The sequence below is a fragment of the Mucilaginibacter sp. FW306-07-L genome (assembly GCF_058782065.1).
Genome location: NZ_JBYSXI010000003.1, coordinates 436,834 through 449,655, shown reverse-complemented (window position 1 = coordinate 449,655; position 12,822 = coordinate 436,834). Strand labels below are relative to the sequence as shown.

Annotated in this window: 8 protein-coding genes; 7 read left to right on the top strand and 1 reads right to left on the bottom strand. The window is 46.1% G+C overall.

The genetic code is table 11. The features are described from left to right. Position 1: 1 nt before the first annotated feature. The 5 genes from AC3WJC_RS17105 (at position 2) to AC3WJC_RS17085 (ending at position 9,720) form a co-directional block, all read left to right on the top strand. Positions 2-1,309: a DASH family cryptochrome gene (locus tag AC3WJC_RS17105; RefSeq protein WP_492400329.1), complete on the top strand. Its 1,308-nt coding sequence runs from the start codon at positions 2-4 to the stop codon at positions 1,307-1,309. A 71-nt stretch (positions 1,310-1,380) separates the two neighbouring features. Then, positions 1,381-2,913: a cryptochrome/photolyase family protein gene (locus AC3WJC_RS17100; RefSeq protein ID WP_492400328.1), complete on the top strand. Its 1,533-nt coding sequence runs from the start codon at positions 1,381-1,383 to the stop codon at positions 2,911-2,913. 138 nt (positions 2,914-3,051) lie between these two features. Next, positions 3,052-5,856: a 2-oxoglutarate dehydrogenase E1 component gene (locus AC3WJC_RS17095; protein ID WP_492400327.1), complete on the top strand. Its 2,805-nt coding sequence runs from the start codon at positions 3,052-3,054 to the stop codon at positions 5,854-5,856. Positions 5,857-6,009: 153 nt separating this feature from the next. Continuing rightward, complete coding sequence (odhB, locus tag AC3WJC_RS17090) at positions 6,010-7,596, top strand: 2-oxoglutarate dehydrogenase complex dihydrolipoyllysine-residue succinyltransferase (RefSeq protein ID WP_492400326.1); 1,587 nt, start codon at positions 6,010-6,012, stop codon at positions 7,594-7,596. A 162-nt stretch (positions 7,597-7,758) separates the two neighbouring features. Continuing rightward, entirely contained in the window at positions 7,759-9,720 is a 1,962-nt protein-coding gene (locus AC3WJC_RS17085) for a protein O-GlcNAcase (RefSeq protein WP_492400325.1), read from the top strand. A gap of 28 nt (positions 9,721-9,748) precedes the next feature. Here AC3WJC_RS17085 and AC3WJC_RS17080 read toward each other — a convergent pair whose 3' ends face one another. Continuing rightward, positions 9,749-10,534, bottom strand: a complete 786-nt coding sequence (locus tag AC3WJC_RS17080) for a hypothetical protein (RefSeq protein WP_492400324.1) — start codon at positions 10,532-10,534, stop codon at positions 9,749-9,751. Positions 10,535-10,782: 248 nt separating this feature from the next. On the opposite strand from AC3WJC_RS17080, the gene AC3WJC_RS17075 reads away from it, so the two are divergent. Continuing rightward, positions 10,783-11,436: a TetR family transcriptional regulator C-terminal domain-containing protein gene (locus AC3WJC_RS17075; RefSeq protein WP_492400323.1), complete on the top strand. Its 654-nt coding sequence runs from the start codon at positions 10,783-10,785 to the stop codon at positions 11,434-11,436. A 43-nt stretch (positions 11,437-11,479) separates the two neighbouring features. Continuing rightward, entirely contained in the window at positions 11,480-12,802 is a 1,323-nt protein-coding gene (locus AC3WJC_RS17070; protein ID WP_492400322.1) for an ABC1 kinase family protein, read from the top strand. The last annotated feature ends 20 nt before the right edge of the window (positions 12,803-12,822 follow it).

The window sequence follows — 12,822 nt, the reverse complement described above, 5'->3', positions numbered from 1 at the left end:
TATGAGTGAACGGATTATACTTGTTTGGTTTAGAAATGATTTGCGTTTGCACGATAACGAGATATTGTTAGAGGCTACACGTAAAGCCGATAAGATATTACCCGTTTACTGTTTCGATCCGCAGTATTTTAAAAATGCCGAAACCGGCCAGTCAACAACCGGAAACTTCAGGGCCCGCTTTTTACTGCAATCTGTTGCCAACCTGCGCGATAACCTGCGTAAACTGGGTGGCGAATTGATTATACATACAGGTAACCCGGCGGAGATCATTCCGCAACTGGCTACCGAGTACCAGGTGAATGAGGTATACCACCACCGCGAAGTAGCCTCGCAGGAAACGGCCATGTCTGAAGAGGTAGAGGCTGCTTTATGGAAACAGAAGCTGAACCTCAAGCACTTTATCGGGCATACCCTGTACCATAAAGAGGATCTTCCTTTCCCTATAAAAGATATTCCCGACAGTTTTTCGGTATTTAAAAAAAAGGTGGAGCGCGATAGCAGCGTCCGGCCGGAAACCGATACGCCCGAAAGCATCATTACCCCTGATATTACAGACGCAGGCGAGTTACCAACCCTTACCGGCCTTGGCCTGGATGAGCCGGTTGATGACCCACGCGCCACCCTTAAGTTTAACGGCGGCGAATGTGCCGGTATAGCCGCGCTTGAGGAATACTTAACCCATAACACGCCTGTTAAGGCCAAAACAGCACGCAACCCGCAAGCCGCTGCCGATAACACATCCAAACTATCGCCATGGCTGGCTTTTGGCTGCCTGTCGCCGCGCAGGGTTTACTTTGAGGTAGCCCGGCATGAGCAGGGGCACAGCAACAATAACCCGCTTATACTGGAATTGCTTTGGCGCGATTACTTTCGCTTTATGTTTAAAAAGCACGGTAAAAAGTTTTTTAATCCCGAAGGCTTTAAGAATGCCGCTCCCGAAACAGCGGCAGATCAGGATATGCTTTTTGAGCAATGGTCAACCGGTAATACCGGCGTACCTTACGTTGATGCCGTTATGCATCAGTTCAATGCTACCGGCTACATTAACAATTACGCCCGGCAAATAGTAGCCGGTTACCTGGTGCGCGACCTGAAGGTTGACTGGACCCGCGGCGCGCGTTACTTTGAAGAAAAACTGATCGATTACTCGCCCGCCAGTAACTGGGGCAACTGGGCCTTTGTGGCCGGCGTAGGTAACGATCCACGGGAGAATAAGAACTTTATTACCCGCCAGCCTGCGCAGCTTGAAACTAAAAGCCCGTTTATTGACACCTGGCTGTCGGCACACGAGGCTGAGCAGGCGGTTTAATGCCATCTGTTTAAAATAAATCTTCATAACATTTTTTCAAAACCCTCTTTTGTGTGCCCTGTTAAATCTGCATGGGCAAAACGCTGCGTTTAATTCTTGGCGATCAGTTAAACAGTAACCATAGCTGGCTTAAAACCGCAGACCCAAACGTGGTTTACGTAATGATGGAGGTAATGCAGGAGCAAGAGTATGTAATGCATCATGTGCAAAAAATACTCGCCTTTTTCGCGGCCATGCGCAACTTCGCCCATCAGCTTACTAAAAAGGGGCACACTGTTGTTTACATTAAATTGGATGATCAGAATAATGCCCAAACCATTGGGGGCAATATTGAACGCCTTATTAAGCAACAGGTTATTAAGCGTTTTGAGTACCAGCTACCTGATGAATATCGACTGGATGAACAGCTAAAACAGATTTGTAATAAGCTTAAAATAGAAACCGGAACAGCCGATACGGAGCATTTTTTTACCACAAGGTATGAGGTAAAAGAATTTTTTGGTGGCAAGAACTTTTTAATGGAGAACTTTTACCGGCACATGCGAGTAAAGCACCAGGTACTGATGCAGGGCAGCAAACCATCAGGCAATAAATGGAATTTTGATCACGAAAACCGAAAGAAGTATGATGGAAAATCGCCTTTGGTGCCGCCCATTGAATTTAATCATGATGTATCGGCTCTAAAGCAAATGATCGACCTTAAAAAAGTGAAATACTTTGGCGAGGTGGATGAAAAGCATTTTCCGTGGCCGCTTAGCCGTAACGAAGCGCTTAAACTGCTCGATTATTTTTGTGAACACCTGCTGCCTCACTTTGGCACCTATGAGGATGCCATGTTGCAACAACATATCAGCCTGTTCCACTCCCGCATATCTTTCGCGCAAAATTCAAAGATGATAGCCCCGCAGGAGATTGTTGCCAAGGTGCTCTCACACTACAACAAGCATCAGCACCAAATAACCCTGGCGCAGGTTGAAGGTTACATACGGCAGGTGATGGGCTGGCGCGAATTTATGCGCGGCGTTTACTGGGCCAAAATGCCGGAGTTTGCTTCACTTAACTTTTTTGGCCACCGCGGCGAACTGCCCGAATGGTTTTGGACCGGCAATACTAAAATGAATTGCCTGAGCAAATGCATCGGCCAATCCTTAAATAACGCCTGGGCGCACCACATACAACGCCTGATGGTTATCGGCAACTTCGCGCTGCTGGCCGGCCTACATCCCGATGGAGTGGATGCCTGGTACCTGGGTGTTTATATTGACGCGATTGAATGGGTGGAGATTACCAACACCCGTGGCATGAGCCAGTTTGCCGACGGCGGCTTTATCGCTTCAAAGCCTTATGTATCCTCAGCGGCATACATCAACAAAATGAGCGACTATTGCGGTAGCTGCCATTATGATTATAAAAAGAAAACAGGTGAAAGGGCTTGCCCGTATAACAGCCTGTACTGGAACTTTTTTTACCGCAATGCCGATAAGCTGGAAGGCAACCACCGTATAGGCATGATGTATAACATCCTTAAAAAAATGCACCCTGATGAAATAGACGAAATAAATAAACAAGCCGGTATATACCTCGGCACTATTAATGAGTTATAATTATAAACATTACGCTGTTAGTAACCGTTAGATCATATTTTAAGAATAAGGTTTTGTTAAGCGTAGTATTTACAAATAAAATTTAAGGTTTGTAATACGTTATGTTTACTTTTGCACTGATTTTACATACAATTCACCATGAGTGACCTCAATTATATAAACAGCGGGAACGCTGCATACATTGATTCTTTATACGAAAGTTATAAACAAGACCCGGAATCAGTCGATTTTGGATGGCAAAAATTTTTTGAAGGCTTTGATTTTGGGAAGGATGCACCGGCACAGCAAACCGTTGCTGATGATACGCCGGAGCATTTTCTGAAAGAGATCAACGTGCTGAACATGATCAACGGGTACCGTACGCGCGGGCACCTGTTCTCTAAAACCAACCCGGTGCGTGAGCGCCGTAAATACTTTCCGGGTAAAGAGCTTGATACCTTCGGGCTAAATGAGGCCGACCTTGACACCGTTTTTAACGCCGGTGTTGAAGTAGGTTTAGGCCCCGCCAAACTGCGAGACATTCACCAACTGCTTGAAGATACTTATTGCGGCCCTATCGGTGCCGAGTACCGCTACATCCGTAATCCTATAAAGATCAACTGGTTTGAGCAGCGAATGGAGAAAATCCGTAACAAGCCGGCTTTTACCATTGATGATAAAAAGCACATGCTGAACAAGCTGAGCGAAGCGGTAATTTTTGAAAACTTTTTAGGAACCAAATTCCTGGGGCAAAAACGCTTTTCGCTTGAAGGTGCCGAGGCGCTGATACCCGCGCTTGATTCGGTGATTCAAAAAGGCGCGCAGATCGGTATCGAGGAATTTATTCTGGGTATGGCTCACCGCGGCCGTTTGAACGTACTGGCCAACATTATGGAGAAAACCTATAAGGAGATATTCTCGGAATTTGAAGGCAAGAACTACGATTCGGACTCTCCGTTTGGCGGCGACGTTAAATATCACCTGGGTTTTTCAACCGATGTTGAGGCGGCCAACGGTAAAAAGGTTCACCTGAGCCTTTGCCCTAACCCATCGCACCTGGAAGCGGTTGACCCGGTTGTTGAAGGGATAACCCGCTCAAAAATCGACTTTAAATATAATGGCGACTTTACCAAGATCGCCCCGATACTGATCCATGGCGATGCATCCATAGCAGGCCAGGGTATTGTGTACGAGGTATTGCAAATGGAAAAGCTGGAAGGTTACCGCACCGGTGGTACCATTCACCTGGTGATAAATAACCAGATTGGCTTCACCACCAACTTTAAGGATGCCCGTTCAAGCACCTACTGTACCGATGTGGCTAAAACCGTGCTTTCGCCGGTGTTCCACGTAAACGGTGATGATGTAGAGGCTTTGGCTTATGTGATCAATATGGCTATGGAATACCGCCAGGTTTTTCATGACGATGTGTTTATTGACATATTGTGCTACCGCCGTTACGGCCATAACGAGAGCGATGAGCCTAAGTTCACCCAACCGGTGTTATACAAAGCTATCGACGCGCACCCTAACCCGCGCGAGGTATACCTGAAAAAACTGATTGCCGAAGGCAGCGTTACCGAGCAATACGTTAAGGATACCGAAAAGGCATTCCGCGGCATACTGCAAAAAGAACTTGATGAAGTAAAAGCACAGGACCGTTTTACCGATCAGTTACCGATGTTTAACGGCGCATGGCAAGGTTTGCACTTGCCAACCGATAAGGAGCTGATGACATCAACAGATACCGCTGTGCCTGAAGCTGAACTGCTGGAGATCGGCCGCCAGTTGACCGAATTGCCAAAGGACAAACAATTCTTTAAAAAGATAGAGAAGCTGTTTGAAGACCGCAATAAAATGGTAACCGAAACGCGTGTGTTCGATTGGGCAATGGGTGAGTTACTGGCTTACGGATCGTTATTGAAAGACGGCCACCCGGTTAGGTTGAGCGGCGAAGACGTTAAACGCGGTACCTTTTCACACAGGCACGCGGTACTTACCCTTGCTGAAAGTGAGAACGAATACACGCCACTTGAAACGGTAGCCGGTGATACGCCATTCTATATTTATAACTCCCTGCTATCTGAGTATGGTGTTTTAGGTTTTGAGTATGGCTATGCCTTGGCTAACCCTAATGCGCTTACTATTTGGGAAGCACAATTTGGCGACTTTTTTAACGGCGCGCAAATTATTGTTGACCAGTACATTGCCAGTGCCGAAACTAAATGGCAGCGTGGCAATGGCTTGGTAATGCTGTTGCCGCACGGTTACGAAGGCCAGGGCCCGGAACACTCATCAGCACGTATAGAGCGCTTTTTAGAGCTTTGTGCTGATAACAATATCCAGGTGGCTAACTGTACTACCCCGGCCAACTTCTTCCACATCTTACGCCGTCAGTTAAAACGCAACTTCCGTAAACCGCTGGTTATTTTTACCCCGAAGAGTTTGCTGCGTAGTCCTAAATGTGTATCGCCTATTGAGGAGTTCACCAATGGCCGTTTCCACGAGCTATATGAGGATGATTGGGCTGATCCGAAAAAAGTAAAACGCGTACTGCTTTGTACCGGTAAAATATATTACGAATTGCTTGAAAAACAGCAAACCGATAACCGCAAGGATGTAGCCATTATTCGTGTAGAGCAATTATACCCTACACCGGTTCATCATATCCTCAAGATCAAACAAAAATACGAGAAGGCGAAGGAGTTTATCTGGGTACAGGAAGAACCGGAGAACATGGGTGGCTGGCCTTATATCTGTCGTAAATTCCATAACGATAGTGTGTTTAACCTGCATGTGATCTCTCGTAATGAGGGCAGCAGTACCGCTACCGGCTACGCGAAACAGCACGCCGCACAGCAATTATACATCATTAACAAAGCGTTTGAAACGCCGGGCGAAAAAGATGTTAAGGGTACGATAGATAAAACAACCAAAAAAATGGCTGAAACAGGAGCCGATTGATCTTTTAGTCAATAGTCTATGGACGACAGTCAATAGTAAACGCTATTTTCTACAGTCCATGGACTATTAACTTACACACTACTAAGAAAAGCAAAAATCGCTATGGACTATGATCCATGGACTATCGACAAATAAACAAGTATAACTACCATCATGAGTTTAGAAATAAAAGTTCCGCCGGTAGGCGAATCAATTACCGAAGTAACCCTGTCGAGCTGGATAAAAAAAGACGGCGACCAGGTAGCCATGGATGAAGTGATCGCCGAGTTAGAATCAGATAAAGCTACATTTGAGCTGACTGCCGAAAAAGCGGGTACTTTAAAAACCATTGCCGCCGAAGGTGATACCTTAGCCATAGGCGCAGTAGTTGCCAGCATTGAAGATGGCGGAGCAGCAAGCGCAACTCCGGCAGATGATCTTGCGAAAGCTGATGAGTCAGCACCGTCGGCACCGGCACAACAATCGGCTGCTCCTGCCGCCGAGCCAGCCGCTGCCGCACCTGCACAGGGCGATAGCACGCTTGAAATTAAAGTGCCACCGGTAGGTGAATCAATTACCGAGGTAACCCTATCACGCTGGTTGAAAAAAGATGGCGAGGCCGTTGAAATGGACGAGGCTATTGCAGAGCTGGAATCAGACAAGGCGACTTTTGAGCTGACTGCCGAAAAAGCGGGTACCTTAAAAACACTTGCCGCCGAAGGCGATACTTTGCCAATTGGTACCGTAGTGGCAAGCATATCAGGCGGTGGTGCCGCCGCGGCCCCTGCTCCTAAAGCAGATGCCGCTCCTGCTGCGACCCCGGCACCTGCGGCTTCAGCATCAACAGAAAAAACTTATGCATCAGGCACCCCATCGCCTGCTGCTGCAAAAATATTAGGCGAAAAAGGTGTTGATCCGCAATCAGTAAGCGGCACCGGCGTTGCCGGCCGTATTACTAAAGAGGATGCTGTAAATGCTCAAAGCGGAAAGCCAAAAGCAGAAAGCACTCCTGCTCAAAAGGCTGCTGCTGCACCTGCCGCCGCCCCTGTGGTATCAGGCGAACGTAATGAACGCCGCGAAAAAATGTCATCGCTTCGCAAAACGGTTGCGAAACGTTTGGTTGCCGTTAAAAATGAAACCGCGATGCTGACCACCTTTAACGAGGTTGACATGTCACCGATCATGGAGATCCGCAGCAAGTACAAGGATAAATTCAAAGAGAAACATGGTGTAGGCTTAGGCTTTATGTCATTCTTCACCAAAGCGGTTACCGAAGCGTTGAAAGACTGGCCTTCGGTTGGCGCGCGTATTGATGGCGAGGAGATAATTTACAGCAATTATGCTGATGTGTCTATCGCTGTATCAGCCCCTAAAGGTTTGGTGGTTCCGGTTATCCGTAACGCGGACAAACTGAGCCTTGCTGAGATTGAAAAAGAGGTGATCCGTTTAGCCGGTAAAGCCCGCGAAAACAAGCTGGGTATTGATGAAATGACCGGCGGTACCTTTACCATCACCAATGGTGGTGTGTTTGGTTCCATGATGTCGACCCCGATCATCAATTCACCTCAATCAGCCATTTTAGGTATGCACAACATTGTGGAGCGCCCAGTGGCAGTAAACGGCCAAGTGGTGATCCGCCCAATGATGTACTTAGCCTTATCATACGATCACCGTATCATTGACGGCCGCGAGTCAGTAAGCTTCCTGGTAAGGGTTAAGCAATTGCTTGAGGATCCGGCAAGATTACTGTTAGGCGTTTAATAAAATTCATCAATAGATATTTGGAAGCCCGGTTATGCCGGGCTTTTTTTGTGCCTGCAAAGCGGTTTTGAGTTAAATAACCGATGCTTCGCTAAAAAAACATTATTATAGCGATATATAATTACTGCTAAGTGTGCTTTGAAATTTATCAAATTAAAATTCATGAATAAATTATTCACTTGTGCGGCAACTTTGATGCTGTTTGCCAGCACTGTTTTCGCCCAAACAAGTCAACCTGCTCTGCCAATCACCAATCGCGCATCCGGATCACTGGTAACCATGCCTTTGATTTATCCCGCACCGCAATCGATTGAGCCTGGCAAGGGTGCTCTATCATTAGACAATACAGTAACCCTGGTTGCAGCTACGGGTACTGATGCTGAAACCGTTGCGCAGGTATGCGATATATTAGCTAAGGCAGGAGTGAACAATATGGTAACGGCGCAGCGGCTGCCCGCAATTCCGAATCATACTTATATTGTGATCGGCACCGGCAAAGCAAGCCTGGTGAGCCAGGCTTTAAAACAAAGCGGCACTGCTGTTGATACCCATGCCGAAGGTTATACCATTACCAGCGTCGCCAGGGGCAATGGCGGCATCATAACGCTTGCCGGCCATGATGCTGCCGGCCTTTTCCATGCGGTACAAACCTTCAGGCAATTGGCGCAACGGGAGGTTATTCCGGCATTAGTGATACAGGATTACCCGGCCATGCCTATACGTGGCACTATTGAGGGCTTTTACGGTGCGCCATGGTCAATGGAAAACCGTACCAAACACCTCAACTTTTTGGCAAGCGTTAAGGCGAATACGTATGTATACAGCCCCAAGGATGACCCTTATGCCCGTGATCGCTGGCGCGAGGATTATCCGAAAACTACGTTAGCCGAATTGAGCAAGCTGGTGGCGACAGCCCGACGCAACCACATCAACTTTGTTTACGCGATATCCCCGGGCCCAACGGTTTGTTTTTCTGACCCGGCCGAACTGAAACAGATCGAGCGTAAATTTGATGCCTTGCGATCAATAGGGGTACATAACTTTTATGTCGCCCTTGATGATATTGAATATACCAAGTGGAACTGCGAACTGGATAAAAAAACTTTTGGCGCGCCAGGTCCGGAAGCGGCAGGGGTGGCGCAGTCTAAATTCCTAAACGCGGTACAGGCAAGCCTTAACGCGCACGATCCGGAAGCGCGGCCGCTCATCATGGTTCCAACCGAATATTACGATGCTAAGGAAAGCCCATACAAGGCCGCTTTACGCAAAAACCTCGACCCCCAAATTGTAATACAATGGACGGGTACTGATGTAGTACCACCGGCTATTGCCACTACAGATGCGCAGGCGGCCACAAAAGCATTCGGGCGCAAAACATTATTGTGGGATAACTACCCGGTAAATGATTATGCGCAAACCACCGGACGGTTGCTGCTTGCACCCTATACACGCCGCGAAGCAGGATTAGCGGAAGGATTAAGCGGCATCCTATCTAACCCGATGAACCAGGAAGCTGCCAGTCGCCCTGCGGTAACCGGGGTTGCCGCCTTTGCTTGGAATGATAAGGCTTATGATGCCAACCGCACCTGGCATTTTTCGGCACGTGAGCTGGCCGGTGGCGATGCACACACAACGGCGGCTTTACTAACATTTTTTGACACACAGCATATCGCGCCAACCTTTGGCAACCAGCCCTGGCAGGAACAAGCCCCTCGCCTGAAGGCTACCCTTGATAGGGTTCGCGAAGCCTTAGCCGACGGTGATGCAACCAGCCGCCAACAGGCTGTTGCCAGCCTGTTTACTTGCGCCGATGAACTGGCCGCAGCTTCGGATATTATCCGTTCGGGTACTATTGATCCGGCATTTGCCCAAGAGGCCCGCCCTTGGCTTGATGCCTTGCAATTATGGGGCAGGGCACTGCAGTTAACCGCGGCGGGGCTGGATGCCGCCAATCAGAAAAGCACCGCGGCTATCCGTTATTTTGCCAACGCCAAAAAGCTGGCCGCCGATGCCGCAGCGATCCAATCCATCAAAGGAGCAACCCGTTTTGATGGCCCGATCAAAATTGCCGACGGGGTATTGGATAGCTTTATAGCGGATGCGCCAAAGCTGATCGCTTTTTAATAATATATATAGAGTTGATATAATACTATCACTCAATTATCTTTAGTTCGTGAATAGTTTTCTCAACTCTTCTTAGAATAAAGACTCTACTGAACGTTGATTTTATTATAGGAATATCTTGGTCTTCGAAATGAAAATAAGAGGTTAAATCCATACTATCTTCTACAATTAACAACCATAATTCATCATAAATACTTTTGTAGTTTTTGGGTTTTTTATTCTTCTTTTCTAAAAGAGTTTTTAACTCTTCACTTTGATAAACTCCGGGAATGGTGCCTCCTTGATTAGCAGACCAGCAAGAATGTTTAAAATTCCGTGTGTTGGTAATTCTGATATGGTCAATCTTCTCAGGAAGTAATCTTTGCCCCGTACTCCATTCATACGTTTCGAAAGCAAATGATGCGTAAGGTTCTGTCGCTTCAAGTAATGGTAGTTGAAGTGTCACAAATTCAGCTATAAATCGGCTCAATTCTTCAATATCATTATTATATAATTGGGTAAGATTATTTGACGATAGTCCATAACTGCAATTAAAGCTAACATGTACCATTAGACACATGTTTTGATGTATTGCATATAGTGCTTCTGCCGCCAACATTATTTTATCAGCAATTTTACTATGAGCCATAACGTTTACTCCATTTTCATCTGGTAATCGAATTAAGCAGCAATGCTCGATACCTATTATTTTGCCATTTATTAGTATTCTGAAGTCAGGCTCTGGGGGAGGGAGAGCTTCCCAATGTATTTCATTTTTAAAAAATAACTTGATAAACTGTTTTAAATGGATTTGTTCAAGTTTTAAGTTGGGCATAACAAAGGTTAAATTTTTTTGAATTACCAGAATAATTCATACACAAAAATGGCGTAACGCGACTAAGATTATTTTTAAAGTACTGAAAATAAATAATAATATCTTAACTCCACTCATGCACATCTTAGTAAGAAAATTTGTTACACATTATTTTTGTCTGATAGCATTTTTGTCATCATGCCTTAATTATATGTTTTTCTGACAATAACCTGCTGTTTACTACGTATCTTTATATAAAACCAATTGCCATGGCAACAACAGAAAGTATACAAAACGCTTATATAGATTATGTATTGACGGAGGGATCGCAACCTAAGTCGGTTTACATATTCGCCAAACAGAACGAAACCACAGAAGAGGAATTTTACCGCTACTTTGGCTCGTTCGAGGGAGTTGAACAAAGCATCTGGGCTGATTTTGCCCGCAAAACCCTTACGGAAATTGAGGCGCAGGAAGTGTGGGCACAATACACATCGCGCGAGAAAGCCCTTTCATTTTTTTATGCCTTTTTTGAATTACTTAAGGGCCGTCGCAGTTTCGCGGTTTACAGCCTGAACAGTCACGGCCGTACGCTGGGCACACCCGTAGTGCTGGAGCAGTTAAAAACTGTATTTGAAACCTTTGCCGACAGTATACTGAAACAAGGTTTGGAAAGCGGTGAACTGTCTGACCGTAAATTCTTTGCCAAACGGTACAAGGATGGCCTTTGGATGCAGTTTGGCTTTGTACTTAATTTTTGGATAAAGGATAACTCTGCCGGGTTTGAAAAAACTGATGAGGCTATCGAGAAAGGTATCAACGTAACATTTGACCTATTTGAACGTACCCCGATAGATAACCTGATCGACTATGGAAAATTCCTGTATCACAACAGCGGATTTAAGGAAAAGGCAGGGCGTTAATTAATTAGTGAGACAAGATAAAGCCAGGACAGCGAGATAGTTTATGAGCGAAACGCCAAAAGAACAAAACAGCATACCCACCAGCAAAGTACAACGCTCGGCCAAGTTTGTAAAAACCGGGCTTAAAATAGGCGGCAATTATGTTAAGCATTATTCAAAAAAGCTGTTTAATCCGGATATGGATAAAACGGAGCTTGATCAGGATAATGCTGCCGACATCTATCAATCCCTGAGTGAATTAAAGGGCAGCGCCTTAAAGGTGGCGCAGATGCTGAGCATGGATAAAAACCTGCTGCCGCAGGCTTATGTCGATAAGTTCTCGCAATCGCAATATAACGCGCCCCCGCTTTCGGGTCCGCTCATTGTGCAAACGTTCCGTAAATATTTTGGCAAAACGCCCGATCAGATCTACGATAAATTCAATCCGCGGTCAAGCAACGCGGCATCCATAGGCCAGGTACACCAGGCTGAATTGGATGGTAAGATACTGGCGGTTAAAATACAATATCCAGGTGTTGGCAACAGCATATCGTCTGACCTGAAACTGGTAAAGCCATTCGCTTTCCGATTATTAGGGATGAACGAGCGCGAACTGGATATATACATGCATGAAGTGGAAGAACGCCTGCTTGAAGAAACCGACTATGAGCTGGAAGTACGTCGTTCCATCGAGTTTTCCAGCGCGTGTTCTATCCTGAACAATGTGGTGTTCCCGCAATATTATCCCGAGCTTTCGAGTAAGCGCATTATCACCATGGATTGGCTGGAGGGCAAACACCTGCGCGAGTTTTTGGCTACCAACCCCTCACAGGAATTACGTAACCAGATAGGCCAGGCTCTGTGGGATTTTTATAATTTTCAGCAGCACGAGCTGCGCGCGGTACACGCCGATCCGCATCCGGGCAATTTTATGATCACACCCGAAGGTAAACTGGGGGTAATTGATTTTGGTTGCATTAAAGAGATGCCGGATGATTTTTATACGCCGTTCTTCTCCCTCACCTCAACTGACTTGCTGGATAATAAAGAGGAAACCATCAAAGCTTTCCGCCTGCTGGATATGATTCGTGCTAATGATACGCCTGCACAGGTTGAATTTTACTACAATGCCTATAAGGAGATGATCAGCCTGTTTGCTATGCCTTACATCAACAGCACATTTGATTTTGGGCAAACCCACTTTTTTGACAGCTTGTACCGCTTTGGCGAAAAACTATCAAAAATGCCCGAGTTTAAGCAGCCGCGCGGGGTTAAGCATTTTATTTATGTAAACCGTACCAACTTTGGCCTGTATAATATTTTACACGAGCTAAAAGCCGAAGTACGTACTGATACATACAAACCACACGTGGTATTGGCTTATTAAATATTGCGTAATTTTATCGT

Coding starts and splice junctions, on each gene's coding strand:
- AC3WJC_RS17105 (WP_492400329.1), top strand. CDS start 2: ATGAGTGAACGGATTATACTTGTTTGGTTTAGAAATGATTTGCGTTTG.
- AC3WJC_RS17100 (WP_492400328.1), top strand. CDS start 1,381: ATGGGCAAAACGCTGCGTTTAATTCTTGGCGATCAGTTAAACAGTAAC.
- AC3WJC_RS17095 (WP_492400327.1), top strand. CDS start 3,052: ATGAGTGACCTCAATTATATAAACAGCGGGAACGCTGCATACATTGAT.
- odhB (WP_492400326.1), top strand. CDS start 6,010: ATGAGTTTAGAAATAAAAGTTCCGCCGGTAGGCGAATCAATTACCGAA.
- AC3WJC_RS17085 (WP_492400325.1), top strand. CDS start 7,759: ATGAATAAATTATTCACTTGTGCGGCAACTTTGATGCTGTTTGCCAGC.
- AC3WJC_RS17080 (WP_492400324.1), bottom strand. CDS start 10,534: ATGCCCAACTTAAAACTTGAACAAATCCATTTAAAACAGTTTATCAAG.
- AC3WJC_RS17075 (WP_492400323.1), top strand. CDS start 10,783: ATGGCAACAACAGAAAGTATACAAAACGCTTATATAGATTATGTATTG.
- AC3WJC_RS17070 (WP_492400322.1), top strand. CDS start 11,480: ATGAGCGAAACGCCAAAAGAACAAAACAGCATACCCACCAGCAAAGTA.